Origin of the sequence: Clostridium sp. AM22-11AC (assembly GCF_003473545.1) — a bacterium.
In the GTDB taxonomy this organism is placed as follows: domain Bacteria; phylum Bacillota; class Clostridia; order Lachnospirales; family Lachnospiraceae; genus Enterocloster.
This window is the reverse complement of the sequence record NZ_QUCM01000004.1, coordinates 206,182-231,839: the sequence shown is the minus strand read 5'-3', so window position 1 is coordinate 231,839 and position 25,658 is coordinate 206,182. Positions and strand designations below refer to the sequence as shown.

The window sequence follows — 25,658 nt, the reverse complement described above, 5'->3', positions numbered from 1 at the left end:
GCCGCCGGAAAAGTTCTTGCCGGAAAGTCCGTCCATTCTGCTCTTTTGTGGTTTGTAGGGAGTAAGGGAAAAACGCCAGCCCGCAGCCTTTTATAAAAAAAGCTGGTTATAGATTTTCTGAAAAAGTGGCAGTAGCAAGTGAACGGCAGGCCGGCAGTTTCTTAGAGCAAGATTCTACCGAGGTGCCAAAATTCGCTTATCGCTCATTTTGCCCCTGCGGGAATCTTGTTGGGGAGTGCCTTCCCCAAACCCTGCTTATGCGGCTTGCGCCGCTGAAAAACCCCTCAAAATATTTTTCGGATTTTTCAAAAACAGTTCCGCTTCACACCCTGTTTTTCTCCTATTAGTGAGAGGACACCACGCACAGAAAGGAGGTCAACCACCTATGAAACGATACAACACGCCGCACCGCAGCCGGGTAGTCAAAACACGCATGACCGAGGAAGAATACGCCGAGTTTGCCCAGCGGCTTTCTGCTTACCACATGAGCCAAGCCGAGTTTATCCGGCAAGCCATAACCGGGGCAGCCATACGCCCCATCATAACCGTTTCCCCCATCAATGACGAGCTGCTTGCCGCTGTCGGGAAGCTGACCGCCGAATACGGGAGGATCGGCGGCAACTTAAACCAGATAGCCCGGACGCTGAACGAGTGGCACAGTCCCTATCCGCAGCTTGCCGGGGAGGTACGGGCGGCGGTTTCCGACCTTGCTGCCCTAAAGTTTGAAGTCTTGCAGAAAGTGGGTGACGCTGTTGGCAACATTCAAACATATCAGCTCTAAAAACGCCGACTATGGCGCAGCGGAAGCCTATCTCACATTTGAGCATGACGAGTTTACCATGAAAGCCACCCTTGATGAAAACGGGCGGCTGATACCGAGGGAGGATTACCGCATTTCTTCCCTCAACTGCGGGGGCGAGGATTTCGCTGTTGCCTGTATGCGAGCCAATCTCCGCTATGAGAAAAACCAAAAACGGGAAGATGTGAAAAGCCACCACTATATCATCAGCTTTGACCCACGGGACGGGACAGACAACGGCTTGACCGTAGACCGGGCGCAGGAGCTGGGCGAGCAGTTCTGCAAGGAGCATTTCCCCGGACACCAAGCCCTAATCTGCACCCACCCGGACGGGCATAACCACAGCGGGAATATCCATGTGCATATCGTCATCAACTCCCTGCGGATTTACGAAGTCCCGCTTCTGCCCTACATGGACAGACCAGCCGACACGCTGGAGGGCTGCAAGCACCGCTGCACCAACGCCGCTATGGAATATTTCAAGAGCGAAGTCATGGAAATGTGCCACCGGGAGGGGCTTTACCAAATCGACCTCTTGAACGGCAGCAAGGAACGGATAACCGAACGGGAATACTGGGCGGCAAAGAAAGGGCAGCTTGCCCTTGACAAAGAGAACGCCGCCAGAGAAGCCGCCGGACAGCCGACCAAGCCCACCAAGTTTGAAACGGACAAGGCGAAGCTGCGCCGGACGATACGGCAGGCACTTTCCCAAGCTGGCAGCTTTGACGAGTTTTCTTCCCTTTTGCTGCGGGAGGGTGTGACCGTCAAGGAGAGCCGGGGGCGGCTTTCCTACCTCACGCCGGACAGGACAAAGCCTATCACAGCCCGAAAGCTGGGGGACGATTTTGACAAGGCTGCTGTCCTTGCCCTGCTCACGCAGAACGCCCACAGAGCTGCCGAACAGACCAAAGCCATACCCGAATACCCTGCCGCAGTTAAAAAGCCGTTACAAGGGGAAAAAGCTGCAAAAACCACCCCGGCAGACAACACCTTGCAGCGCATGGTTGACCGGGAAGCCAAGCGAGCCGAGGGCAAGGGCGTGGGCTATGACCGCTGGGCGGCAAAGCACAACCTAAAGCAAATGGCAGCTACCGTTACCGCCTATCAGCAGTACGGCTTTTCCTCCCCGGAGGAACTGGACGAAGCCTGTTCTGCCGCCTATGCCGCCATGCAGGAAAGCCTTGCGTGGTTGAAGCAGGTGGAAAAGACGCTGAACGGGAAAAAGGAGCTGCAACGGCAGGTGCTTGCCTATTCCAAGACCCGCCCTGTCCGGGACGGGCTGAAACAGCAGAAAAACGCCAAAGCAAAAGCAGCCTACCGTCAGAAGCATGAAAGTGACTTTATCATAGCAGACGCAGCCGCCCGCTATTTCAGGGAGAACGGCATTTCCAAGCTGCCGAGCTATAAATCCCTGCAAGCAGAGATTGAAAGCCTTATCAAAGAGAAAAACAGCGGCTACAACGATTACCGGGCAAAACGGGAGGAGTACCGCCGCTTGCAGACTGTCAAGGGCAATATCGACCAGATTTTACGCCGGAGCGAGCCGCAGCGCAGAAAGGAGCAGAGCCATGAACGGTAATATCCCCCGCATGGACTACCGCCAGTACCGGGCAGCCCGCCGCCTTGTGCATGAGTGCTGCAACTATGACAGCGGGAACTGCCTGCTGTTGGAGGACGGCGAGCCTTGCGTGTGTGTACAGAGTATCAGCTATTCGCTGCTCTGCCGCTGGTTTACCGCCGCTGTCCTGCCCCTTGATGAAGCACTGGAAGCCGCCCTCTTGCGCCGGGGAAGCCGGAAACGCTGCGCTGTCTGCGGGGCGTTCTTCTTCCCAAAATCCAACCGGGGGAAATACTGCCCGGACTGCGCCGGACGCATGAAGCGGATAAACGCCGCCAAACGGAAGCGGAAACAAAGGGAGAAATGTCACGCTTTAGGGCATTTCAAACCCGCATAAATCAAGGCTTTTTTGGAGGGTGTCAAAGGGTGCGTGATACATTTATCCTTTTCCCTTAAAAACGCCCCCTAAAAGCGTAACAGAACCCACAGACAGACACCACAAGGAGGTGAACCCTATCGCTGATTATATGACCGCAGGAACGGAGCTGCCCGCTTACCTGCCTTACCCCCGTTTCCTGCTGGAAACAGACCTATCCCACACCGCAAGAGAGTTATATGCGCTGCTGTTAGACCGTTCCACCCTTTCGCAGAAGAACGGCTGGCAGGACAGCGAGGGACGGACATACATTGTCTACCCCATAGCAGAGATAGCGGAAATGCTGGATAAAGGCTGCACCACCATAAAGGGCGCACTGAACGAACTGGACGCTGCCGGGCTGCTGGAACGCAGACGGACGGGCTTTTCTGCCGCCAACCGTCTGTATGTGAAAGTGCCGCCTATCCCAGTGGTACAGTTTTCCGACCAACTGACGGACGGAAAACCGCCCCTCATAAGGGCGGGAAACCGACCAACTGACAGCCGGAAAACTGACCTTATGACGGTCGGAAAACCGTCCCCTAACCAAACTAATATAAACAACCTAATAGAGAGCCAAACAAAAGGAGCGAGTGAGGGGCAGCCCCCCGCCGCTTATGGCAGATATAAAAATGTATTTCTTTCTGACACAGAACTTTTGGAGCTGGAACAGGACTTCCCCGGCAAGTGGGAGTATTACCTTGACCGCCTTTCCTGCCACATCGCTTCCACCGGGAAGCAGTACCAGAGCCATGCAGCCACCATTTACAAGTGGGCGCAGGAGGACGCTGCCAAAGAGAAGCCAAAGAAAGGCATACCGGACTATTCATTCAAGGAGGGAGAAAGCCTATGACCGATACAATCCACAACACCATACTGCCTATGACCGACACCACAGCCGAGCCGGAGGATTACACCGGGGAGGACGGGCTTTTATACTGCGGCAAATGCCGGAAACCCAAAGAAGCCTATTTCCCGGAGGGCAAGACCTTTTTCGGGCGTGACCGCCACCCGTCAGAGTGCGACTGCCAGCGGGCAGCCCGTAAGGAACGGGAAGCCGCCGAGAAGCGGCGCAGCCACCTTGAAACGGTGGAACGGCTGAAACGGCAGGGCTTTACAGACAAGACCATGCAGGACTGGACATTTGCCAACGATAACGGCAGCTGCCCGCAGATGAAGAACGCCGCCGGATATGTGGCACGCTGGGAACAGATAAAGGACGGGAACTACGGGCTGCTCTTGTGGGGCAGGGTAGGCACTGGGAAAAGCTATTTTGCCGGGTGTATTGCAAACGCCCTCATGGAGCAGGAAGTCCCGGTGTGCATGACAAACTTTGCAGCAATATTAAACGACCTTGCCGCCAGCTTTGCGGGCAGGAACGAATATATTTCCCGCCTTTGCAGCTTCCCCCTGCTCATCATTGACGATTTTGGAATGGAGCGTGGCACAGAATACGGTCTGGAACAGGTCTACAATGTGATTGACAGCCGCTACCGGAGCAGGAAGCCGCTGATTGTGACGACCAACCTCACGCTGGAGGAATTGCAGCACCCGGAGGACACCGCCCACGCCCGGATTTATGACCGCCTGCTTGAAATGTGTTCCCCTCTCTGCTTTACCGGGGAGAATTTGAGGAAAGCCGCCGCACAGGGAAAAATGGAACAGCTGAAACGGCTGCTTGCCGGAAAGGAGATTTGCCTATGACCGACACCCAGAGAAACAAACGCCCTGCCCGCCGCCCGGACTGCGTGACCGAAACGAGGATAGGCAACACAATCCTTGTGGTGTCTGGCTTTTTCAAGGAGGGGGCGACCGACACCGCCGCTGACAAGATGATGAAAGTGCTGGAAGCAGAAGCCGCCGCCGGATATTTGACCTGTGATAAGCCTGATTGAAAAACCGTCATTTTTACCGACCGTAAAGAAGCAGATTTGACGCTTTTGCCGCTATACAGACAGCCGCCCCATGTGGTACAATCAAGGTACGGAATAGTGGGGCTGGCTGTCGGAAACGGAGGAATTTATGTTAAGACAGACCACCCAGCAACTCATTACCGCCCTTTACCCAAGACTGTCCCATGAGGACGAGCTGCAAGGCGAGAGCAATTCCATTTCCAACCAAAAGAGGATTTTGGAAACCTATGCCAAACAGAATGGATTTTCTAATCTGCGCTGGTACACCGACGACGGTTATTCCGGTGCGAACTTTCAAAGACCCGGATTTCAAGCCATGCTTGCAGACATTGAAGCAGGGAAAGTCGGGACAGTTATCGTCAAGGATATGTCGAGGTTAGGGCGAAACTACTTACAGGTGGGAATGTACACAGAAATGATTTTCCCACAGAAAGGTGTCCGCTTCATCGCTATCAATGACGGAGTGGACAGCGCACAGGGGGAAAATGATTTTGCCCCGCTGCGGAACATTTTTAACGAATGGCTGGTGAGAGATACGAGCAAGAAAATCAAGGCAGTAAAACGCTCTAAGGGCATGAGCGGAAAGCCCATCACAAGCAAGCCCGTCTATGGCTACCTCATGGACGAGGACGAAAACTTTATCATTGACGAGGAAGCCGCCCCGGTGGTACGGCAGATTTACAGCCTTTGCCTTGCCGGGAACGGTCCGACCAAGATAGCCCGTATGCTGACCGAGCAGCAAATCCCCACGCCGGGGACGCTGGAATACCGCAGGACGGGCAGCACCCGCCGCTACCACCCCGGCTATGAGTGCAAGTGGGCGACCAATACCGTGGTTCATCTGCTGGAAAACCGGGAATATACGGGCTGTCTGGTAAACTTTAAGACCGAGAAGCCGTCCTACAAGCTGAAACACAGCATAGAAAATCCCCCGGAAAAGCAGGCGGTTTTTGAGAACCACCATGAGCCTATCATTGACCGGGAAACGTGGGAACGGGTGCAGGAGTTACGCAAGCAGCGCAAACGCCCCAACCGTTATGACGAAGTGGGCTTGTTCTCCGGCATACTCTTTTGTGCCGACTGCGGCAGCGTCATGTACCAGCAGCGATACCAGACGGACAAGCGCAAGCAGGACTGTTATATCTGCGGAAGCTACAAGAAACGCACCGCCGACTGCACAGCGCACTTTATCCGCACTGACCTCTTGACCGCTGGCGTACTCTCCAATCTGCGGAAAGTTACCAGCTATGCGGCAAAGCATGAAGCCCGGTTTATGAAGCTTTTAATCGAGCAGAATGAGGACGGGGACAGACGCAGGAACGCCGCCAAGAAAAAGGAGCTGGAAGCCGCCGAGAAACGCATAGCCGAGTTATCTGCTATCTTCAAGCGGCTGTATGAGGACAGCGTAACCGGGCGCATATCGGACGAGCGTTTCACAGAGCTGTCGGCAGACTATGAAGCCGAGCAGAAAGAACTGAAAGAACGTGCCGCCAGACTGCGGGAAGAACTTTCCAAAGCGCAGGAAGCCACCGCAAACGCTGAAAAGTTTATGAATGTGGTACGCAGGCACACTACCATTGAAGAACTTACCCCTACTCTGCTGCGGGAGTTTGTGGAGAAAATCGTTGTCCATGAAAGCGTTGCCCTTGACGGGAAACGCCGGGGCAAGTTACGCAGACAGGAAATCGAAATCTATTATTCTTTTGTCGGCAAGGTAGAACTGCCCGACACCTAACCGCCCGACCTATCCGACATACCTCATGTGCCGGATAGGAACGGCAAAATTTTTTACACTTCTATTACTTCTTTATCACACATAAGCAAAGAGCCAGGGCATGAAGCAGTTCATGGCTAATTAAAGGGAACAAAAAGAAAGGAAAAGCACAATCCAGACGGTATCAGCGGCAGTCCACAAGAATAAATTGTGATTTCACAAGATTGGTGCTATAATAAGAGAAAAGTTCCTGCCGGGGCAGCCGCCCCGGTGGTATGGATAGAAAGGCAGGAAAACAATATGCACATCAGCTATAAACCACTCTGGCACACACTGTTAGAGCGTGATATGAGAAAAGAAGATTTAAGGCTTGCCGCCGGTATGACAACAAATATGATTGCCAACATGAGCAAAGAGGGAAAGCACATCAGTATGGACACATTAGCCCGTATCTGCGAAACGCTGAATTGTGAGATTACCGATGTGATTGAGTTAGTATCAGACGAGCCTGCTTCCACAGGAGGTAAGGAGCATGAGCGAATTGAAACCAAGAATAACGGAAAACGGAATTGATTATATCCTTGTCGGAGATTACTATATCCCGGATTTGAAACTGCCCGAGGAACACCGCCTCATTGGAAAGTATGGACGGATGCACCGGGAATATTTGAGAGAAGTCCACCCAGCCAGATTGAACACATTGATATTGACCGGAGAGCTATGGACATATCTTGCAGACCTGAACGAACAGGCACAGGAACGGTTAGACACTATCATGGAGCAAATGAAAGCTGCCGAGGGCGTGACCGAGGACTTGAAGCGTACCCGTCAAATGGAATGGGTGCGGCAGTGCAATAATATCCACAATCGGGCAGAAGAAATTATTTTGCATGAGATGATTTATGCATAACGGTATGGTAGAATGATTATGTCAAATTAGAATTTGTAAAGGAGACATTTTTAATGACTATGAACAAGGGTGTTTCCGTAAGAATAAACAGGATAAATCTCAATAGGGAGAAGAGTGAAAATGATAGAGGCGTTCTTGGATTTCTTTCGATTATATACGGCGGATGCCGATTATTTACCAGACTTTTGGCTTACAATGATACTTCTTTATCTGAATGCAGGTCTGTATCTTAACGACCTATATAATCTGGTGAAGCGCAAGTCAAAAGCGGAAACATTCAGTCTGATGGCGATACCAGGAGTCTTTGCAGTAATTTTCGTGTCGATGCTATCAATTTTTGCGCATGTACCGAATCTGCAGAGCATAGCTTCACAGGCCAAACGCCTGAGCCTGCTTATAACGGCAATACAGCCACAAACGAATCTTGCGCTGCTTCTTATTGTATTTCTTTATCCGATTCTATGGGGAATCGGGCTCTTACGACAAAGGAGGCATGAACACGGCAGCCGCAAACGCTGGGTGCTGTCCTGCATTCCTGATTATATTGCATGGATCATACTGATATTGGGCATCGGTTATCACCTGTTTTTCGGGGAAAATATCCTGAATAGTGTTCTGGAAAATGCGGAGGCTGGAGATTTACTGGCCCTTTATGGCTCCCGCAGAACCTGGCTCTATATATGGATGTATGGAATTTATATCCTTGTATGCAAGGAAGTGGTGCTGCTTGTCGGCCTTTTGTCTGAACTTTTGCTTATGCGAATTCCGCTTCGCTACCATAGTGGGCAGAATGCTGATACCTTTGTCAGCTTTTATTATCTGTTTTGCCAGAATGCCATTTTTCGTGGGATTTCCCTGCTGGAAGCTGCGTTGGTGATTCCGCTTTGTGGAGTGATGCTTCGGGAAGCGGCATCGCCTTTCAGTGATTACTCGTCGATTATGATATACGCAGTCTTTTTGCTGCTGACAGGCGCAGTGTTTGTCGTTCTTATCGCCATTGGTCCGGTCATGCGGACACTTTCCTGCTTCGATGCATGGGGACAGCGCAAGCAGATCAGAGAGCTTTTCTGTACGGAATATTTTCTCATGCAGCCAGTTTCCAGCAACAGATCGTTCACGGTCACTCATCATTTTATCATTGACGAACAGGACGCCGCCGGTGTTTACTATCTTCCGCTTCTCACAGACATCAGCGGATGGGCCTCTCCGAGAAAGAAAGCAGGCAAATGGAAAATGCTCTCTTTCGCAGATGGCAGAACCTTTGAATTGTCAGAACACGAGGCAGAAGCCGCTAAGGAAATGCTCTCTTATGCATCCAACCGTCTCTATGCCCAGAAGATAACTGGAGAAAATTGGAGCAATAAAAACAATATGCCTGGCACAGAGGAAACCTGGAACCCACTCATAAGTCCGGCAACAACGATGTATCAGAAACTGGTCAAGATATTTTTAGGTCTGATGGTTATTCTTTTTATGATGAGCTATCAGATACTGAAGTAATTGAAAAAAGAAGAAGCAGGCAAACGAGTATATCAAGAGGGCGATTATATGAAGCTTTGGATTGAATAACATACAATTTCAAGTTTGTCGTTCTAAAAATTCAACTGAATAATCCCAGCAAAAACCGCTGCTACATGGAAGCCAACAAACCATGCAACAGCGGTTTTTCTTTACCGTTTTTTCCTCTGGCTGATAGGCGTTCCCATTTTCTTTGACTTTTTGAGAATCCGAATTAGCCAGCGAAATTCTTCATCTGACAGATTTTTATAGTTGATACCAAGCTGCTTGCAGTAAAGGACAACGAGCTTTTCATCCCGGCTGCCCTTGAAGTTTTCGACCGCTTCCAGATTTTCTTTCAGTTCATCGGCAACGGTGGTCTGGGGCGCACTCTCACTGTCCTTTTTGTGGTTTTCCCGAATATCCCGGATAATAAGGTTGAGATCATCCCGTACCATGTGACTGAAATATTCATCATCGCTGATATGTGCGGCTTGCAGCACTTTCAAATGGGGGTCATCTTCGCCGGGGCGATACCGTTCAATGATTTCATGCCGGACGGTATCGACAAGGGCGTTGAGGTTCTGAATCTGCATGGTGGCAATCCCATCCACATAAATCTCAATATCCGCAAGAAACTTGATAAAGTCCTTATGGGTGGCAAGTTCGCAGAGCAGACGGTTGTTAATCCGACCGCTTTTCAGAAGTGCTACCATCTCATCACTCAAATGCAGCTCCCTTAATGGCGTGTTGATCTCCACCATGTTCTCTGTCCGGCAAAAGAGATAATCGAGGGACACCCCATAAAAATCTGCCAGCAGGATAAGATTACCATGGTTGATTTCTTTAAAATCATCTTTTTCATAATTTCCAAGAGCTGATTTTGAAATACCTGTTTGCTCTGCCAGTTCTTCCAGTTTTAATCCTTTGTTTAATCGTAAATCTTTTAGCCGTTCCTGTATTGTAGTAGCTCCGTTCATTGAAGCAGCTCCCCCTTTCTAACGACATTTATAACCGTTGAATTGATTATACCATATCAATTCCGCAATCGTGGAAATTTCTGATTTTTACCCCGAATTCCTACTTTGTGGACATACGGCACAGGGCACAAAAATGTTCTATGATACAGGTAGTTCATCGATGGATTATTCCAATCGAATGACCAGCCTGTGTGGGATATGCTTCCCCGGCGATGTAGTGCCATGACTTTTGGCAGGGATGTGGAGGAACCCTGACCGAAACGAGCATACCAAAGGGAGCGATACGCCGCTGTGAGATTCAGGGGAGGAACGACACCGGGGAGAACTGGCGAACTGACACCGAAATGATACCGAAACACGACAATCTGATAGGGGGACAGTCTACTCTATCGCTGATACTTCGGGAGATTTTAAGCGGCTCTATAACCGTAATTTTGCCGAAAATCGCCCCGAAACCATACACTAAAACGGGAGGAAGCGCAATATGTCGAGAATGAGCAAAAAGAGGAAGCATGAGCTTTCCTTTTACCTCAATGGCCGGGGGCGTGTCACTTACAACGAATTGTGCCGGAAATGCCAGCATGGGTGCAAGCAGAGCTTCCGGGCGGTTGTGGTTGACTGCCCCCGTTACTTATCCAAACGAGCAAAGAAAAAGGAGGAACACACAGAATGAATTTTGAATTTATGATGATAGACACACCATTGCCGCCATGTATGCCATTTCCCAGAGCGTTGACAGGATTTCCAGTCAGCAGCACCGCAAAGGTCATGTACTGCCGGATGCTGGACGCTATGCTATCCAAAGGGCAAGAGGACGAGAACGGAATCCTGTTTGTCTGCTTCCCTGTCACAGCCATTGCCGCAGTCCTGTCCCGCAGTCCCATGACGGTCAAGCGTTCTCTGAATGAACTGGAAACCGCCGGACTTATCATGCGGGTGCGTCAGGGCGTTGGAGAACCAAACAGGATTTATGTGCTGATACCGGGAAAGGAGGACGCTGCCCTTGCCTGATACCTCAAAGCTGGAAAATCTCAACCGGGAGTTGGAAAAGTGTGAAAAGAAGCTGCGAAAAGCCATCAATGATGAAAAGGCATTGCAGCACCAGTTGAAGCAGCTTACCCGAAAGGAACGGACACACCGGCTCTGTACTCGTGGCGGTATGCTGGAAAGTTTTCTGCAAGAGCCGGAACGCCTGACAGATGATGATGTCATGCTGTTGTTGAAACTCATTTTTCACAGGCAGGACACGCAGGAACTATTGAAAAAACTGTTGGAACGGGAGAAGCCGGAAACCCCTTAGTTTACTAAGGGCGCAATTATACACCACCCAGAGGTCGGTGCATTGCGTTCTCCGAAGGCTCCTCGCCGGAGGGCTGTGATTTTCCGCAGTCATGGTCTGCTCCAAATCATACAGGAGACGCTACGCTTCCCCTGCGCTGGCTGCCGCCAGCTACCCTTTTGTGGACTTGCCGTCTGGGGACACCTTGCGTTGCAAGCTGTTCCCAGGCGACAAGTTTCATAAAATACGATATCTTTTCGATAGGCGATGCAGTATAATAAAGTCAGAAATAAATCAGGAATTTGAGGTCAAGGCTTAAACGGGAGGTTTATATGAAAAAATACCAATGTCCTTGCTGCGGATATTTTACCTATAATGTTCCGGCAAATGAAGATTGTGGGTATATCTGTCCCGTTTGTTTTTGGGAGAATGACCCGTTCATTGCTTCTGATAACGAACCAAGCGACTCTAATCATGGAATAACACTAAAAGAAGCAAAATTAAATTTCTCAACATTCGGAGCTTGTGAAAAAGAAATGGTGTGTTATGTCCGACTACCAAGAGATGATGAAAAAGAAATTTCATAGTAGTGTGTAAAGGAGAATCAAATGAAGCATAAAAAGTTTTTGTTAATTGCACTGATATGTTTAATCGGTATAGGTATTAGCTTTCTTTTGTTTTCTGCTCATAGACCATTCAAAGATTTAGAGGCAGCAGATATTACTTCGGCAAGTGTTCGGTTATCGCCACCTGATACAACAATTCAGATAGTAGAAACAGAGGAATTAGTATCATATCTCAATGAGGTAGTTATTTACAATAAGGACAACTCATATACAGAATATGCCGGACAAGCAGTTATTTTCACTCTGTCTTTGGCAGATGGTTCTCAAGTGGAGATTATAGCATACAATCCATTTATTATAATTGACGGTATTGGTTATAAATGCAAATATGAACCTTGTGAAGCTCTTAATCATTATGCTAATGAGCTAATGACAAGAGAACCATAATTTTTAAGTGTACCATCTACCCATCGGGTCAACTTGTCCCGAACTTTTACAGCTAAATATCCGCCGCCTTCACAGCGGCACACCGAGCAGGAAATCTGAAAAAGGTCTCCTGCTTTTTTTCTGCCAAAATGAGGTGGTAAAACGCCACCCCATCCACCAATTACCGAAAGGAGGGACACGAAATGCCCTGCCCACACAACGAAATCACGATTGTTCAGCGCAGCCAGCGACAGTCTGCGGTTGCCGCCGCTGCTTACCAAAGCGGCGAAAAACTGTTCTGTGAATATGACCAGCAAGTGAAGCACTACCCGGAAAAGCGTGGTATCGTCCACAATGAAATCCTGCTTCCGGCAAATGCCCCGCCGGAGTATGCAGACCGCAATACTTTATGGAACGCCGCCGAAGCGGTGGAAAAACAATGGAACTCCCAGCTTGCGAGGCGGTGGGTGCTTACCATTCCCAGAGAGATACCGCCCGACCAGTACGCTGTCCTTGTCCGGGAGTTTTGTGAACAGCAGTTTGTTTCCAAAGGCATGATTGCTGATTTTGCAATCCATGACCCCCATCCGCCGGGACACAATCCCCACGCCCATGTCCTGCTGACTATGCGGGCAATGGATGAGCATGGGAAATGGCTTCCCAAGAGCCGCAAGGTTTATGACCTTGACGAGAATGGGGAACGGATAAAGCTGCCATCTGGCAGGTGGAAAAGCCACAAGGAGGATACGGTGGACTGGAACGACCAGAAATATTGTGAAATCTGGCGGCATGAATGGGAGGTCATCCAGAACCGCTATCTGGAAGCCAATGACCGTCCGGAGCGTGTGGACTTGCGTTCCTATGCCAGACAGGGGCTTGATATTATCCCTGCTGTCCATGAGGGGGCTGCTGTCCAGCAGATGGAAAAGCGTGGTATCCAGACAAATATCGGCAACCTGAACCGGGAAATCAAAGCTGCCAACCGCCTAATGAAGTCCATCCGGCAGCTTATCCAAAACCTCAAAGGCTGGATTACCGAGCTGGGAGAAAAACGGAAGGAGCTGCTTGCACAAAAAGCGGCGGAGGAAGCGACACTTCTTCCCAATCTGCTGATGAAGTATATGGAGATACGAAAGGAAGAACGGAAGGACTGGACGAGGGCTGGACAGAACCGGGGGACTTCACAGGACTTAAAGGCAGTCAGCGAAGCCCTGTCCTATCTCCGTCAAAAGGGGCTTTCTACTGTGGAGGACTTAGAAGTATTTCTGGAATCTTCCGGGAAATCAGCCGCAGATTACCGCAGTCAGATGAAGCCAAAGGAAGCCCGCAGCAAAGTGATTGACGGGATTCTTGCCAGCCGGACAGACTGCAAGGAATGTAAGCCTGTCTATGAGAAGTACCAGAAGATATTTTTCAAGAAAACAAAGGAGAAATTCAAACAGGAACACCAGGAGGTTGCCCGGTATGCGAAAGCCGCCGCCTACCTTGCCAAGCACCCGGACGATAAGGACAGCACCCAAAAGGAGCTGCAAGAGGAGAAGGAAACGCTTCTGGAAGAAATTGCAGCCCTGAAAACACCGCTGACCGAGGTACAGGAGGATTTGAAGAAGCTGCGGGACATTCGCTACTGGGTACGGAAAGCCACCCCCGGCACAGAAGAAAGCAAAGAGCCGCCCAAGAAACAGCCTATCAAAGAAGTCTTGCAGGATAAGGCTGACGAGAAAAAAGCACAAAGAACTGCCCCGGTGCAGACAAAACACAAACAACAGGATATGGAACTTTAACAGGCACTTGCCATTTTCAGATTGAGAATGTCAGGTGCTTTTCTTTTTTTCAAGGAGGGATAGATTTGAATGTATTTGAAGCTGTGAAGCAGTCCGTCACAACAAGACAGGCTGCGGAGAATTATGGAATCCGTGTAGGCCGGAACGGGATGGCTTGCTGCCCGTTCCATAACGATAAAACCCCAAGCATGAAGCTGGATCGGCGTTACCACTGCTTCGGCTGCGGTGCGGATGGGGATGTGATTGATTTTGCCGCCGCCCTGTATGGGCTGGGAAAGAAAGAAGCCGCCGTACAGCTGGCACAGGACTTCGGGCTTTCCTATGAGGATTGGAAGCCGCCGGGAAAGGCAAAAAAGCCCAAGCCCCGGCAGAAATCCCCGGAGGAACAGTTTCAGGAAGCAAAGAACCGCTGCTTCCGTATCCTTGCCGATTATCTCCATCTGCTTCGGTCATGGAGAAAGGAATATGCCCCGCACTCCCCGGAGGAAGCCTTTCATCCCCGGTTTGTGGAAGCCTTACAGAAGCATGACCAAGTGGAATATCTGCTGGATGTGCTTCTGTTCGGGGAGACAGAGGAAAAAGCGGCTTTGATTACGGACTACGGAAAGGATGTGATACAGCTTGAACAGCGAATGGCAGAGCTTGCAGCCGCAGACGCAGCAAGAACTAAAAAACACCATGAACGCCATGCAGCCGCCCCAGAGCATTGAGGAAATCAAGGCGGGGCTGGAAACCACCGAGAAAGGCGGTGTCCGCCAGAGCATACGGAACTGCCTGACCGTATTCCAGCGTGACCCTCTGCTTTCCGGGGCTATCGCATACAACATCCTGACCGACCGCAAGGACATCATAAGGCCCATCGGCTTCCACAGGGAAAGCACCGCCTTAAACGATACGGACATGAAGTATCTGCTTCTTTATCTGGAAGAAACTTACGGGCTTACCAATGAGAAAAAGATTGATAACGCTATCGGGATTGTGGCGAATGAAAACAAGTACCATCCCATCCGGGACTATTTAAGTTCCCTGGTGTGGGACGGGACAGAGCGAATCCGTTTCTGCCTGCGGCACTTTCTGGGGGCTGACGCAGACGATTACACCTATGAAGCATTGAAGCTGTTCTTGCTGGGTGCAATCTCACGAGCCTTTCAGCCGGGATGCAAATTTGAAATCATGCTCTGTCTGGTAGGCGGTCAGGGGGCTGGCAAGTCCACCTTCTTCCGTCTGCTGGCAGTCCGGGACGAGTGGTTCTCCGATGATTTGCGGAAGCTGGACGATGACAATGTGTACCGCAAGCTGCAAGGTCACTGGATGATCGAAATGTCGGAAATGATGGCAACCGCAAACGCCAAGAGCATTGAGGAAATCAAGTCGTTTTTAAGCCGGCAGAAAGAGGTTTACAAGATACCCTATGAAACCCACCCGGCAGACCGCCCACGTCAGTGCGTGTTTGGCGGCACTTCCAATGCTCTTGATTTTCTTCCCCTTGACCGTTCCGGCAATCGCCGCTTTATCCCCGTCATGGTGTACCCGGAGCAAGCCGAGGTTCACATTTTGGAGGATGAAGCTGCTTCCAGAGCCTATATCGAGCAGATGTGGGCAGAAGCGATGGAGATTTACCGAAGCGGCAGGTTCAAGCTGGCTTTCAGCCCCGCCATGCAGCGGTATCTCAAAGAACACCAGCGGGATTTTATGCCGGAGGACACCAAAGCCGGGATGATACAGGCGTATCTTGATAAGTACACCGGGAGCATGGTCTGCTCCAAGCAGCTCTACAAGGAAGCCTTGAACCATGCCTTTGACGAGCCGAAACAATGGGAAATCCGGGAAATCAACGAGATTATGAACCAGTGCATTGACCGCTGGCGGTACTTCCCGAACCCAAGAATGTTTTCAGAATATGGCAGACAAAAGGGCTGGGAGCGTGAAAACCCGGCAACGGACTCCGGCAACCCGTCTGAAAAAACGACGGACGGTTTTGTGGAGGTCACAGAACAGATGGAACTTCCATTCTGAAAATGGCAGCCCGTTGCACCCCCTGTTGCTATCCCGTTGCCGAGCCGGTTGCCGGGGAAAATCCCATAACTGCGGACTTTTCTCCCTTATAACAACCAAAACAACAGAAAAATAAAAGAAAAGTATAAATAGTAATCATCGCCAGATTGAGATTGTTTGCAAGGTCTTTTGAAGCCCGTTGCCGGACTTCGTTGCCGACTCCCTCTGTCTGGCTATTTTCATGTATGGAGGATAACTGCCTATGGCAAAAAACAAAACAGAGATTCATGTGACTACTGTGTTTGACGGGGAGCTTGACGCAACCGATGTGTTCGTCAGCCTGATTTCCCAGAAATATGGAAAGACAAATTCAAAAGAATATCTTGCTAAAAAGAAAGATTTGAAGTATAATGAAGATGAGGTTCAAAAGAGCCAGATACCGTCTGGATTGTGTGGGTAAATGGCTATGATGAACGAAATGGAATACAGAACAATCGGTTCGGCACTTGCCGGGGGCTATCGTGCGGCGGTCTATTGCAGGCTGTCAAAGGACGATGACCTGCAAGGCGAAAGTGCCAGTATCGCCAACCAGCGGGATATGCTGGAAAAATACTGCGAAAAGCAGGGATGGGAGGTTGTGGCAGTCTATCAGGACGATGGCTTCACAGGTCTTAATATGGAGCGTCCTGATTTACAGAGAATGTTGAGAGCCATTGAGCGCAGGCAAATCAACCTTGTCATCACGAAAGACCTCAGCCGACTGGGGCGGAACTATCTGCAAACCGGGCATTTGATTGAGGACTTTTTCCCAAGAAACGGTGTCCGCTATATCGCCATGAATGACGGTATCGACACCCTGCGGGATAACAACGATATTGCCCCGTTCAAGAATATCCTGAACGAGATGTACAGCAAGGATATTTCCAAGAAAGTCCATTCCTCTTATCTTCTGAAAGCGCAGAAAGGACAGTTTACCGGGTGTCTTGCCCCGTTTGGGTATCGGAAAGACCCGGAGGACAAAAACCATCTGCTCATTGACGAGGAAACCGCCCCGATTGTGCGGCTGATTTTCGGATATGCCCTAAACGGTCATGGTCCGAACTATATCCGCAGACGGCTGGAGGAAGAAAAAATCCCCTGCCCCACATGGTGGAACCGGGAACGGGGGCTTCGCAATACCCGCACCAAATGGGAAAAGAAAGACCCGGAAAACGGACGGTATATGTGGGACTTCTCCGTTATCAAAGACCTCTTGATGAATCCCGTCTACACCGGGGCGATTGCTTCCCAGAAAAAAGACTACCGTTTCAAAATCGGCACGATCGGAGAAAAGAAGCCGGAGGACTGGATTGTGGTGGAGGGACAGCATGAACCGCTGATTGACCGCATGAGCTTTGACATTGTGCAGAACAAGCTGAAATCCCGCCAGCGTCCGGGGCAGACCAATGAAATCAGCCTGTTTGCCGGACTGATAAAATGCGGCGGGTGTGGGAAGTCGCTGACGATACGCTACACAAACGCAAAACATCCCCAGCAGATTTATTCCTGCAAGACCTACAATGCCTTTGGAAAGAACCACTGCACCCAGCACCGGATTGACTATGACACCCTTTGCAGCCATGTGCTGCGGAAAATCAGGGAATGTGCCAGAGCTGCCCTGATGGACGGGGAAGCGGTTGCCGACCGCCTGACCAATACCTGTGAAACCGAGCAGCGGGAACAGCGGGAAGCAATGGAACGCTCCCTTACAAGGGACGAGGAACGGATTGAGGTTCTGGACAAAATGGTCATGCGGCTTTATGAGGATATGATTGCAGGGCGTATCAGTGAGCAGAATTTCAACACAATGCTGGAAAAGGCACAGACCGAGCAGACGGAGCTTAAAGCAAAGGTGTCCGAGGGCAGAAAGCGGCTGTCCGATGAAGTCCAGCTTGCCAATGACGCAAAACAATGGGTGGAAGCCATTCAGGAATATGCCAACATCACAGAGCTGGACGCAGCCACCCTTAACCGCTTAATCAAAGAAATCGTTGTGCATGAACGCATTGACGAAGATAAAACAAGACACATTTCTATCGAAATTCATTTTAATCTCAAACCCATCCCGGAGGTGGAACAGGTCACTGCCTGACCTGTCCCGCCGGGACGGTTCTCTTAAAAACACCATATAGATTTTTTGTACGCCGCCGCCCGCCATCGAGCAGAGTTTTACACCTAATTGGGGATAAAACAGCTCATGGCCGGTGCTGGTGTAGCCGTGGTAGGCATGGTCCTTGTACCTCTGCTCTCCGGGCTTTTCTCTGTCTAAGCGTCTCCGTATGAAATCCTTGCCGCTCCCGCAGTTTTGCGGGGGCGGCGGAAAGGAGGTTGACACCGTATGGATTTCTTACTTGAAGCCCTGACAAATTGGCTGAAAGAAATGCTGGTGGGCGGCATTATGAGCAACCTTTCGGGGATGTTTGACAGTGTAAACCAGCAGGTCGCGGATATATCCGTACAGGTAGGCCAGACCCCACAGGGATGGAATGGCAGTATTTTCAGCATGATTGAGAATCTGTCCAACTCCATCATGGTGCCGATTGCAGGCGTGATCCTGGCTATCGTGATGACCGTAGACCTGATCCAGATGATCGCAGACAAGAACAACCTGCATGATGTGGACACCTGGATGATTTTCAAGTGGGTGTTCAAATCAGCCGCTGCCATCCTCATTGTCACAAATACATGGAATATCGTGATGGGCGTCTTTGATATGGCGCAGAGCGTAGTAGCGCAGGCGGCAGGGGTTATCAATTCGGATGCGTCCATTGACATTTCCTCAGTTATGACCGATCTGGAACCGAGGCTGATGGAAATGGATCTGGGACCGCTGTTCGGACTGTGGTTCCAATCCCTCTTTATTGGCATTACTATGTGGGCGTTATATATCTGTATCTTTATCGTTATTTATGGCCGTATGATCGAAATCTACCTTGTGACTTCGGTGGCTCCCGTTCCAATGGCTGCAATGATGGGTAAAGAATGGGGCGGTATGGGACAGAACTACCTCCGATCCCTGCTGGCGCTGGGCTTTCAGGCGTTTCTCATTATCGTCTGCGTGGCAATTTATGCTGTGCTGGTGCAGAACATCGCTCTGGAAGATGACATCATCATGGCAATCTGGAGCTGCGTGGGCTACACCGTACTGCTGTGCTTTACGCTGTTCAAAACCGGCAGTCTCGCAAAATCAGTCTTTCAGGCGCACTAAAGGAGGGTTCTGTATGAAAAAATATCAAATCATTTACGCAGACCCGCCATGGAACTACAAAGTATATTCCAAGAAAGGATTGGGACGCAGTGCAGAAAGTCACTATCCGACCATGAGTATCGAGGATATTTGTGCGCTGCCAGTAGGCAACTTGGCGGATAAAGACTGTGCCTTGTTTTTATGGGTCACGATTCCATGTTTACTGGAAGGTCTCTCAGTTCTGAAGGCATGGGGATTTACCTATAAAACCGTCGGCTTTGTTTGGGTAAAGCAAAATCGAAAGGCAGATAGCTTGTTCTGGGGAATGGGATATTGGACGCGCTCCAATGTGGAACTTTGTATCCTCGCAACGAAAGGACATCCCAAGCGTATAAACGCAGCTGTTCATCAGGTCATTGTCTCTCACATTGAAGAACATTCAAAAAAACCGCAGGAAGCCAGAGAACGCATTGTCTCATTGATGGGTGATCTCCCGCGCATAGAACTGTTTGCTCGTCAATCCACACCCGGTTGGGATGTGTGGGGAAATGAAGTGGACAGCTCTATTTCATTCCCATAAAGGAGGTGGATAATATGGCTTATGTACCCGTACCCAAAGATTTAACCAAAGTCAAAACCAAGGTCATGTTCAATCTGACACGAAGGCAGCTGGTCTGCTTTACCGCCGGGGCGCTTGTAGGTGTACCGCTGTTCTTGTGGCTCCGTGAGCCTGCGGGAAACAGCATGGCTGCCATGTGTATGATGCTGGTCATGATGCCCTTCTTCCTGCTGGCAATGTATGAAAAGCATGGACAGCCCCTGGAAAAGATCGTCGGCAACATCCTCAAAGTAGCTGTGATCCGTCCCAAGCAGCGTCCCTACCAGACCAATAACTTTTATGCCGTATTAAAGCGGCAGGAAATGCTCGATAAGGAGGTGTATGACATTGTTCACCGCAATGAAAAGCTGGCTGCGCCGTCTGCTGGGAAAACCGGAAGAAAAGACCGTGCATCCGGTAAAGACAAAGAAAAAGCTGTCCCGCGCCGATAAGAAGCAGATCGAAGCGGCCATTGCCCGCGCCAACCGCACGGACAAAAAAGGAAAATCGGCACAGGACAGTATCCCCTATGAACGAATGTGGCCGGACGGGATCTGCCGCGTATCGGACAGCCACTACACAAAGACCATTCAGTTTCAGGACATCAACTATCAGCTCTCCCAAAATGAAGATAAGACCGCGATCTTTGAGGGCTGGTGTGATTTCCTCAATTATTTCGACAGCTCGATTCACTTCCAGCTGTCTTTTTTGAACCTTGCGGCATCGGAGGAGACCTTTGCCAACTCCATTTCCATTCCGCCCCAGGGGGATGCCTTTGACAGTATCCGTGAGGAATATACCACGATGCTGCAAAATCAGCTGGTCAGAGGCAACAACGGTCTCATCAAGACCAAATACCTGACCTTTGGTATCAACGCTGACAGCATCAAAGCCGCCAAGCCCCGTCTGGAGCGTATTGAGACCGATATACTCAATAACTTCAAGCGTCTTGGTGTAGCCGCCAGAACATTGGACGGTAAGGAAAGGCTTTCCCAGCTTCATGCGGTATTCCACATGGATGAACAGCTCCCGTTTCAGTTTGAATGGGACTGGCTGGCTCCTTCCGGCCTGTCCACGAAAGATTTTATTGCACCAAGCTCCTTTGAGTTCCGCACCGGCAAGCAGTTCCGTATGGGCAAGAAATACGGGGCTGTTTCTTTTTTGCAGATTTTAGCCCCAGAGCTGAATGACCGTCTGCTGGCTGATTTTCTGGATATGGAAAGCTCGCTCATTGTGAGTATGCACATTCAGTCGGTGGATCAGGTGAAAGCCATCAAAACGGTAAAGCGTAAGATTACCGATCTGGACCGCAGTAAGATTGAGGAACAGAAAAAAGCAGTCCGCGCCGGATACGACATGGACATCATTCCTTCTGACCTTGCCACCTACGGCAGCGAAGCGAAAAAGCTGTTGCAGGATTTGCAGAGCCGAAACGAGAGAATGTTCCTGGTCTCCTTTTTGGTGCTGAACACAGCGGACACCCCCCGTCAGCTTGGCAACAACATCTTTCAGGCAGGCTCTATTGCCCAGAAGTATAACTGCCAGCTGACCAGACTGGACTTCCAGCAGGAAGAAGGGCTGATGAGCTGTCTGCCCCTGGGACTCAATCAGATCGAGATTCAGCGAGGGCTGACCACCAGTTCTACGGCTATCTTTGTACCATTCACCACACAGGAATTATTCCAGAACGGCAAGGAAGCCCTGTACTACGGCATCAATGCCCTGTCCAACAACCTCATCATGGTGGATAGAAAGCTGCTGAAAAACCCCAACGGCTTGATTTTGGGTACGCCGGGTTCCGGTAAGTCCTTCAGCGCAAAACGAGAAATCGCCAACTGCTTTTTGCTTACCAATGATGATGTTATCATCTGTGACCCGGAAGCGGAGTACGCACCTCTTGTTGAGCGTCTGCATGGGCAGGTCATCAAGATCTCGCCTACCTCAACCAACTACATCAATCCGATGGATCTGAACCTGGACTATTCGGATGATGAAAGCCCGCTGTCCCTCAAGTCTGACTTTATCCTCAGCTTGTGTGAGCTGATCGTGGGCGGTAAGGACGGATTGCAGCCGGTGCAGAAAACCATCATCGACCGTTGTGTGCGTCTGGTCTATCAGACCTACCTCAATGACCCGCGCCCGGAGAATATGCCCATACTGGAGGACCTATATAACCTGCTCCGTGCACAGGAGGAAAAGGAAGCCCAGTATATCGCCACGGCCCTTGAAATCTATGTAACCGGCTCCCTCAATGTGTTCAATCACCAGAGCAATGTGGACATCAATAACCGCATTGTCTGCTATGACATTAAGGAGCTGGGCAAGCAACTCAAGAAAATCGGTATGCTGGTGGTACAGGATCAGGTGTGGAACCGCGTTACCATCAACCGCGCTGCCCACAAGTCCACCCGTTACTACATCGACGAGATGCACCTGCTTTTGAAGGAGGAACAGACCGCTGCCTATACAGTGGAAATCTGGAAGCGATTCCGTAAATGGGGTGGTATTCCGACAGGTATCACCCAGAATGTCAAAGACCTTTTGAGCAGCCGCGAGGTAGAGAACATCTTTGAAAACTCCGACTTCGTGTATATGCTCAACCAGGCAGGCGGAGACCGTCAGATACTTGCCAAGCAGCTGGGCATTTCCACGCACCAGCTTAGCTATGTGACCCACTCCGGTGAGGGCGAGGGCCTGCTGTTCTATGGCTCCACCATCCTGCCCTTCGTTGACCACTTCCCGAAGAATACTGAGCTTTACCGCATTATGACCACCAAACCCCAGGAACTGAAAAAGGAGGATGAATAACTATGAAACAGAATATTTGCGAACTTGATACCATGATTTTTTTCCGTGAGGCATTGGAGGCTCACGAATTCATGTTGCTTCCGGTAATGGCCTCCGCTGTTGTTGAGTGTCGTACCGCTGACAAAGAACTCAAAACCTTGAATGAGGATGGCGAAATTGGTCTTGCCCGTCTCTTTTCGATTTGGGCGAATATGATGTGTGCCCCTGGTGCAGCAACCATTGTAGGGTGCAGACCTATCACAATGCTCTCTGAGATTCTGGCGCAAGTCCATGCGTATCTCACCGTGCATCCGCTATATGATCCGGAAGGTTTGGCCCTCTATGTGGAGCTGCACCACATGATGGATGCTATCCTAATGGGTGATTGGTTTGAATAAAGAGCCGCGCCTGCGCTTTACTGATGAGGAACGGGCTGACCCTGCACTGGAAAAGCCGATCCGCAAAACGGAGAAAGCTACGGCCAGAGCAGATAAGGCGCAGGCCAATATTCCAAAGAAAAAAGTCAGACAGACGGTCATTGACCCGGACACCGGGAAAAAGACCTCGAAGCTGACCTTTGAGGACAAGAAAAAACCACCTTCCAAACTTTCTCAAGGGGTTAAGGAAGCTCCCGTCCATCTGGTCGCGGGCAAGTTTCACAAAGAGATCCGGGAAACAGAACAGGACAATGTGGGCGTGGAAAGCGCCCACAAGTCCGAGGAGGCGGTGGAGACCAGCGCTTATCTGGTGCGGGAGGGCTATCGCAGCCACAAGCTGAAGCCGTACCGCAAAGCAGCCCAGGCCGAGCAGAAGCTGGAAAAGGCAAATGTAAATGCCCTGTACCAGAAGTCCCTACGGGAAAATCCTCAGTTTACCAGCAACCCTCTCTCCCGCTGGCAGCAAAAACAGAGTATCAAAAAGCAGTATGCCGTCGCCAAGCGCACCGGTCAGACTGCCGGAAATACCGCCCAGGCTGCGTCCAAAACCGGAAAAGCCGCAAGGACGGTAAAAGAAAAGGCACAGCAGGCAGGGGCATTCGTCATGCGCCACAAGAAGGGCTTCCTGATGGCAGGGGTTTTTTTCCTCATCGCCTGTATGCTGATGAATACCATGTCCTCCTGCTCTATGATGGCACAGAGTATTGGTTCTGTAATTTCCGGCACTACCTATCCATCGGATGACCCGGAAATGCTGGCGGTGGAGGCAGATTATGCAGACAGAGAAGCTCGGTTGCAGGAGAAAATCGACAACATCGAAAGCAGCCACCCAGGGTATGACGAGTATCGCTATAACCTTGGCATGATCGGCCATGACCCCCATGAGCTTGCGGCGTTTCTCTCTGCTGTCTTGCAGGGCTATACACGCCACAGCGCACAGGCAGAGCTGGAGCGTGTGTTTGATGCACAGTATCAGCTCACGCTGAGAGAAGAAATTCAGATTCGCACTTACACTGACGAAGATGGGGATGAGCATGAATATGAATATCGTATTCTCCATGTAACTTTAACAAGCCGTTCCATTGCCTCTCTTGCGCCAGAACTACTGACTCCGGAGCAGATGGAGATGTACCAGGTCTACCGACAGACTATGGGCAATAAGCCGCTGTTGTTTGGTGGCGGTTCTCCCGATACAGGTGTTTCTGAAGATTTGACTGGTGTTGAATTTATCAATGGCACCCGCCCCGGCAATCCGCAGCTGGTGGAACTGGCGAAAAGTCAGGTGGGCAATGTGGGAGGACAACCTTATTGGAGCTGGTACGGCTTTGACTCCCGTGTGGAATGGTGTGCCTGCTTTGTATCATGGTGCTATGGTCAATCCGGTCGAACGGAACCACGCTTTGCTGGTTGTCAGTCTCAGGGTGTTCCGTGGTTCCAGTCTCATGGACAGTGGGGCGCACGAGGATATGAAAACATCGCCCCCGGTGATGCCATTTTCTTCGATTGGGATCTGGATGGTTCCGCAGACCATGTGGGAATTGTTATCGGCACCGATGGCAGCCGTGTTTATACCGTGGAGGGAAATTCCGGCGATGCCTGCAAGATCAAAAGTTATGACCTGAATTATCAGAGTATCAAGGGCTACGGCCTGATGAACTGGTAACAGAGATTTTTTAGAAGGAGTGATAGACGATGGCAAAGAACAAAATTGAACGCATTGACCAGGAGATTACTAAGGTCCGCGAGAAGATCGCAGAGTATCAGGAAAAGCTCAAGGCGCTGGAGACACAGAAAACCGAGGCAGAAAATCTGGAGATCGTCCAGATGGTGCGCGCACTGCGTATGACCCCGGCTCAGCTGAGCGCCATGCTGTCCGGAGGCACAGTTCCCGGCAGTTTGGCTGATGACAACAACGAACAGGAGGAAAACAGCTATGAGGAATAAACGATTGCTCCGAACACTTTCCGCCATTTGCCTGACGCTGGTTCTGGCATTGGGCTTTACCGTTCCCGCTTTTGCCCAGGGCGCAGCTCCGCCCCCGGCAGAGGATACCACCAATGACAGCAATGTGGTGGTGGAAGAAACGGAAAAAGCCCCTCCGCTGACCCCGGATGGCAACGCCGCTCTGGTGGATGATTTTGGTGGCAACAAGCAGCTCATTACCGTTACCACCAAGGCAGGCAACTATTTTTATATCCTGATCGACAGGGCCAACGAGGATAAAAAGACTGCTGTTCACTTTCTGAACCAGGTGGATGAAGCGGACCTGATGGCACTGATGGAAGATGGAAATGCCAAAGAGGAGCCGCCAGCTGTGTGCAGCTGCACGAAGAAATGTGAAGCAGGGGCAGTTAATACGGCCTGCCCGGTCTGTGTAACTGATAAGAGTAAATGTACGGGAAAAGCACCGGAACCTCCGGCAGAAACACCGGAGCCGGAAAAAGAGAAGCCTGCCGGACTGAACCCGGCTGCCCTGATCCTTCTGCTGGCTCTGCTGGGCGGCGGTGGCGTATTTGCCTACTTGAAGCTCGTTAAAAATAAGCCTAAGACCAAGGGCAATGACAGTCTGGACGATTATGATTATGGCGAGGAAGATTCCGAGGAATGGGAAACTGAGGATGAGGAAGTCCTTGAGGATGGTTTTGAGGGTTCTGACCCTAATGAGGAAAGTGATAGAACAGATTGAACCGTTTGAGCGTAGCATATTTCAAATCATTGCGGGATAAGGGACAGAGGACAGGGAGAAATTCCTGTCCTCTGCTGCTCTACTCACT

General features: G+C 50.5%; 29 protein-coding genes and 1 pseudogene. 29 read left to right on the top strand and 1 reads right to left on the bottom strand.

Features of this window, described 5'->3' with window-relative positions:
• Positions 1-385 precede the first annotated feature (385 nt).
• The 10 genes from DW251_RS06285 (at position 386) to DW251_RS06240 (ending at position 8,809) form a co-directional block, all read left to right on the top strand.
• On the top strand, positions 386-781 hold the full coding sequence (locus DW251_RS06285; RefSeq protein ID WP_002594236.1) for a plasmid mobilization relaxosome protein MobC: 396 nt from the start codon (positions 386-388) through the stop codon (positions 779-781).
• On the top strand, positions 753-2,378 hold the full coding sequence (locus DW251_RS06280; RefSeq protein WP_002594235.1) for a relaxase/mobilization nuclease domain-containing protein: 1,626 nt from the start codon (positions 753-755) through the stop codon (positions 2,376-2,378). The genes DW251_RS06285 and DW251_RS06280 overlap by 29 nt, the downstream gene beginning before the upstream one ends.
• Positions 2,368-2,754 (top strand): cysteine-rich VLP domain-containing protein, encoded by a 387-nt coding sequence (locus tag DW251_RS06275; RefSeq protein ID WP_002594234.1) that lies wholly within the window; start codon positions 2,368-2,370, stop codon positions 2,752-2,754. The genes DW251_RS06280 and DW251_RS06275 overlap by 11 nt, the downstream gene beginning before the upstream one ends.
• 130 nt (positions 2,755-2,884) lie before the next feature.
• Positions 2,885-3,625: a replication initiator protein A gene (locus DW251_RS06270; protein WP_002594233.1), complete on the top strand. Its 741-nt coding sequence runs from the start codon at positions 2,885-2,887 to the stop codon at positions 3,623-3,625.
• On the top strand, positions 3,622-4,476 hold the full coding sequence (locus DW251_RS06265) for an ATP-binding protein (protein ID WP_002594232.1): 855 nt from the start codon (positions 3,622-3,624) through the stop codon (positions 4,474-4,476). The genes DW251_RS06270 and DW251_RS06265 overlap by 4 nt, the downstream gene beginning before the upstream one ends.
• Positions 4,473-4,667, top strand: a complete 195-nt coding sequence (locus tag DW251_RS06260; RefSeq protein WP_002594231.1) for a transposon-encoded TnpW family protein — start codon at positions 4,473-4,475, stop codon at positions 4,665-4,667. Before DW251_RS06265 ends, DW251_RS06260 begins: the two co-directional genes overlap by 4 nt.
• Before the next feature lie 127 nt (positions 4,668-4,794).
• Positions 4,795-6,420 (top strand): recombinase family protein, encoded by a 1,626-nt coding sequence (locus tag DW251_RS06255; RefSeq protein ID WP_002594230.1) that lies wholly within the window; start codon positions 4,795-4,797, stop codon positions 6,418-6,420.
• A 279-nt stretch (positions 6,421-6,699) separates the two neighbouring features.
• Entirely contained in the window at positions 6,700-6,972 is a 273-nt protein-coding gene (locus DW251_RS06250) for a helix-turn-helix domain-containing protein (RefSeq protein WP_009274451.1), read from the top strand.
• Complete coding sequence (locus tag DW251_RS06245) at positions 6,932-7,309, top strand: TnpV protein (RefSeq protein ID WP_118300505.1); 378 nt, start codon at positions 6,932-6,934, stop codon at positions 7,307-7,309. The genes DW251_RS06250 and DW251_RS06245 overlap by 41 nt, the downstream gene beginning before the upstream one ends.
• 120 nt (positions 7,310-7,429) lie before the next feature.
• Positions 7,430-8,809 (top strand): hypothetical protein, encoded by a 1,380-nt coding sequence (locus DW251_RS06240; RefSeq protein ID WP_118300504.1) that lies wholly within the window; start codon positions 7,430-7,432, stop codon positions 8,807-8,809.
• A gap of 170 nt (positions 8,810-8,979) precedes the next feature.
• Here the strand turns inward: DW251_RS06240 and DW251_RS06235 are convergent, their stop codons facing one another.
• Positions 8,980-9,786, bottom strand: a complete 807-nt coding sequence (locus DW251_RS06235; RefSeq protein ID WP_118300503.1) for a helix-turn-helix domain-containing protein — start codon at positions 9,784-9,786, stop codon at positions 8,980-8,982.
• 484 nt (positions 9,787-10,270) lie between these two features.
• Between DW251_RS06235 and DW251_RS06230 the strand changes: the two genes are divergently transcribed.
• The 19 genes and pseudogenes from DW251_RS06230 to DW251_RS06135 all read left to right on the top strand — a co-directional run bounded on the left by DW251_RS06230 (position 10,271) and on the right by DW251_RS06135 (position 25,570).
• Positions 10,271-10,459: a hypothetical protein gene (locus DW251_RS06230; protein WP_118300502.1), complete on the top strand. Its 189-nt coding sequence runs from the start codon at positions 10,271-10,273 to the stop codon at positions 10,457-10,459.
• Positions 10,456-10,797, top strand: coding sequence for a DeoR family transcriptional regulator (locus DW251_RS06225; protein ID WP_118300501.1), 342 nt, complete (start codon positions 10,456-10,458; stop codon positions 10,795-10,797). The genes DW251_RS06230 and DW251_RS06225 overlap by 4 nt, the downstream gene beginning before the upstream one ends.
• On the top strand, positions 10,790-11,086 hold the full coding sequence (locus DW251_RS06220) for a DUF3847 domain-containing protein (RefSeq protein WP_118300500.1): 297 nt from the start codon (positions 10,790-10,792) through the stop codon (positions 11,084-11,086). The genes DW251_RS06225 and DW251_RS06220 overlap by 8 nt, the downstream gene beginning before the upstream one ends.
• Positions 11,087-11,397: 311 nt before the next feature.
• Positions 11,398-11,652 (top strand): CPCC family cysteine-rich protein, encoded by a 255-nt coding sequence (locus DW251_RS06215; RefSeq protein ID WP_002594807.1) that lies wholly within the window; start codon positions 11,398-11,400, stop codon positions 11,650-11,652.
• 21 nt (positions 11,653-11,673) lie between these two features.
• Positions 11,674-12,078: a hypothetical protein gene (locus DW251_RS06210; protein WP_002594806.1), complete on the top strand. Its 405-nt coding sequence runs from the start codon at positions 11,674-11,676 to the stop codon at positions 12,076-12,078.
• Positions 12,079-12,260: 182 nt separating this feature from the next.
• Positions 12,261-13,841 (top strand): MobQ family relaxase, encoded by a 1,581-nt coding sequence (gene mobQ / locus DW251_RS06205; protein WP_118300499.1) that lies wholly within the window; start codon positions 12,261-12,263, stop codon positions 13,839-13,841.
• A gap of 65 nt (positions 13,842-13,906) precedes the next feature.
• Positions 13,907-14,551 carry a CHC2 zinc finger domain-containing protein gene (locus DW251_RS06200; RefSeq protein ID WP_118300498.1) on the top strand — a complete coding sequence of 215 codons (645 nt, stop codon included), beginning with the start codon at positions 13,907-13,909 and terminating at the stop codon, positions 14,549-14,551.
• Positions 14,520-15,857: a virulence-associated E family protein gene (locus DW251_RS06195; protein WP_118300497.1), complete on the top strand. Its 1,338-nt coding sequence runs from the start codon at positions 14,520-14,522 to the stop codon at positions 15,855-15,857. Before DW251_RS06200 ends, DW251_RS06195 begins: the two co-directional genes overlap by 32 nt.
• Positions 15,858-16,098: 241 nt before the next feature.
• Positions 16,099-16,296 carry a hypothetical protein gene (locus DW251_RS06185; protein WP_006873181.1) on the top strand — a complete coding sequence of 66 codons (198 nt, stop codon included), beginning with the start codon at positions 16,099-16,101 and terminating at the stop codon, positions 16,294-16,296.
• The gene (locus DW251_RS06180; protein WP_118300495.1) at positions 16,297-17,967 is read left to right on the top strand and encodes a recombinase family protein; all 1,671 of its coding nucleotides are present in this window, start codon (positions 16,297-16,299) and stop codon (positions 17,965-17,967) included. It abuts the gene before it with no gap.
• A gap of 90 nt (positions 17,968-18,057) precedes the next feature.
• Positions 18,058-18,144: pseudogene (locus DW251_RS06175) on the top strand (Maff2 family protein); the annotation flags it as partial.
• Between the two features lie 69 nt (positions 18,145-18,213).
• Positions 18,214-19,083, top strand: a complete 870-nt coding sequence (locus DW251_RS06170; protein WP_024724981.1) for a VirB6/TrbL-like conjugal transfer protein, CD1112 family — start codon at positions 18,214-18,216, stop codon at positions 19,081-19,083.
• A 13-nt stretch (positions 19,084-19,096) separates the two neighbouring features.
• Entirely contained in the window at positions 19,097-19,642 is a 546-nt protein-coding gene (locus DW251_RS06165; protein WP_002589060.1) for an MT-A70 family methyltransferase, read from the top strand.
• Positions 19,643-19,656: 14 nt separating this feature from the next.
• Positions 19,657-20,112: a PrgI family protein gene (locus tag DW251_RS06160; protein ID WP_002589059.1), complete on the top strand. Its 456-nt coding sequence runs from the start codon at positions 19,657-19,659 to the stop codon at positions 20,110-20,112.
• Positions 20,069-22,468: a VirB4-like conjugal transfer ATPase, CD1110 family gene (locus DW251_RS06155; RefSeq protein WP_118300520.1), complete on the top strand. Its 2,400-nt coding sequence runs from the start codon at positions 20,069-20,071 to the stop codon at positions 22,466-22,468. The genes DW251_RS06160 and DW251_RS06155 overlap by 44 nt, the downstream gene beginning before the upstream one ends.
• A 2-nt stretch (positions 22,469-22,470) precedes the next feature.
• Positions 22,471-22,845, top strand: a complete 375-nt coding sequence (locus DW251_RS06150) for a DUF3851 family protein (protein ID WP_002569211.1) — start codon at positions 22,471-22,473, stop codon at positions 22,843-22,845.
• Positions 22,838-24,547 carry a CHAP domain-containing protein gene (locus tag DW251_RS06145; protein WP_039864656.1) on the top strand — a complete coding sequence of 570 codons (1,710 nt, stop codon included), beginning with the start codon at positions 22,838-22,840 and terminating at the stop codon, positions 24,545-24,547. Before DW251_RS06150 ends, DW251_RS06145 begins: the two co-directional genes overlap by 8 nt.
• Before the next feature lie 29 nt (positions 24,548-24,576).
• On the top strand, positions 24,577-24,828 hold the full coding sequence (locus DW251_RS06140) for a DUF4315 family protein (protein ID WP_006059582.1): 252 nt from the start codon (positions 24,577-24,579) through the stop codon (positions 24,826-24,828).
• Positions 24,818-25,570 (top strand): DUF4366 domain-containing protein, encoded by a 753-nt coding sequence (locus tag DW251_RS06135; protein ID WP_024724978.1) that lies wholly within the window; start codon positions 24,818-24,820, stop codon positions 25,568-25,570. The genes DW251_RS06140 and DW251_RS06135 overlap by 11 nt, the downstream gene beginning before the upstream one ends.
• Positions 25,571-25,658 lie beyond the last annotated feature (88 nt).

Bases quoted from the DNA above. Each gene is read 5' to 3' on its own strand.
- DW251_RS06275 (WP_002594234.1), top strand. From the start codon at position 2,368: ATGAACGGTAATATCCCCCGCATGGACTACCGCCAGTACCGGGCAGCC.
- DW251_RS06135 (WP_024724978.1), top strand. From the start codon at position 24,818: ATGAGGAATAAACGATTGCTCCGAACACTTTCCGCCATTTGCCTGACG.
- DW251_RS06250 (WP_009274451.1), top strand. From the start codon at position 6,700: ATGCACATCAGCTATAAACCACTCTGGCACACACTGTTAGAGCGTGAT.
- DW251_RS06270 (WP_002594233.1), top strand. From the start codon at position 2,885: ATGACCGCAGGAACGGAGCTGCCCGCTTACCTGCCTTACCCCCGTTTC.
- DW251_RS06285 (WP_002594236.1), top strand. From the start codon at position 386: ATGAAACGATACAACACGCCGCACCGCAGCCGGGTAGTCAAAACACGC.
- DW251_RS06225 (WP_118300501.1), top strand. From the start codon at position 10,456: ATGAATTTTGAATTTATGATGATAGACACACCATTGCCGCCATGTATG.
- DW251_RS06210 (WP_002594806.1), top strand. From the start codon at position 11,674: ATGAAGCATAAAAAGTTTTTGTTAATTGCACTGATATGTTTAATCGGT.
- DW251_RS06165 (WP_002589060.1), top strand. From the start codon at position 19,097: ATGAAAAAATATCAAATCATTTACGCAGACCCGCCATGGAACTACAAA.
- DW251_RS06160 (WP_002589059.1), top strand. From the start codon at position 19,657: ATGGCTTATGTACCCGTACCCAAAGATTTAACCAAAGTCAAAACCAAG.
- DW251_RS06245 (WP_118300505.1), top strand. From the start codon at position 6,932: ATGAGCGAATTGAAACCAAGAATAACGGAAAACGGAATTGATTATATC.
- DW251_RS06230 (WP_118300502.1), top strand. From the start codon at position 10,271: ATGTCGAGAATGAGCAAAAAGAGGAAGCATGAGCTTTCCTTTTACCTC.
- DW251_RS06240 (WP_118300504.1), top strand. From the start codon at position 7,430: ATGATAGAGGCGTTCTTGGATTTCTTTCGATTATATACGGCGGATGCC.
- DW251_RS06150 (WP_002569211.1), top strand. From the start codon at position 22,471: ATGAAACAGAATATTTGCGAACTTGATACCATGATTTTTTTCCGTGAG.
- DW251_RS06180 (WP_118300495.1), top strand. From the start codon at position 16,297: ATGGCTATGATGAACGAAATGGAATACAGAACAATCGGTTCGGCACTT.
- mobQ (WP_118300499.1), top strand. From the start codon at position 12,261: ATGCCCTGCCCACACAACGAAATCACGATTGTTCAGCGCAGCCAGCGA.
- DW251_RS06260 (WP_002594231.1), top strand. From the start codon at position 4,473: ATGACCGACACCCAGAGAAACAAACGCCCTGCCCGCCGCCCGGACTGC.
- DW251_RS06215 (WP_002594807.1), top strand. From the start codon at position 11,398: ATGAAAAAATACCAATGTCCTTGCTGCGGATATTTTACCTATAATGTT.
- DW251_RS06195 (WP_118300497.1), top strand. From the start codon at position 14,520: ATGAACGCCATGCAGCCGCCCCAGAGCATTGAGGAAATCAAGGCGGGG.
- DW251_RS06185 (WP_006873181.1), top strand. From the start codon at position 16,099: ATGGCAAAAAACAAAACAGAGATTCATGTGACTACTGTGTTTGACGGG.
- DW251_RS06255 (WP_002594230.1), top strand. From the start codon at position 4,795: ATGTTAAGACAGACCACCCAGCAACTCATTACCGCCCTTTACCCAAGA.
- DW251_RS06265 (WP_002594232.1), top strand. From the start codon at position 3,622: ATGACCGATACAATCCACAACACCATACTGCCTATGACCGACACCACA.
- DW251_RS06235 (WP_118300503.1), bottom strand. From the start codon at position 9,786: ATGAACGGAGCTACTACAATACAGGAACGGCTAAAAGATTTACGATTA.
- DW251_RS06140 (WP_006059582.1), top strand. From the start codon at position 24,577: ATGGCAAAGAACAAAATTGAACGCATTGACCAGGAGATTACTAAGGTC.
- DW251_RS06170 (WP_024724981.1), top strand. From the start codon at position 18,214: ATGGATTTCTTACTTGAAGCCCTGACAAATTGGCTGAAAGAAATGCTG.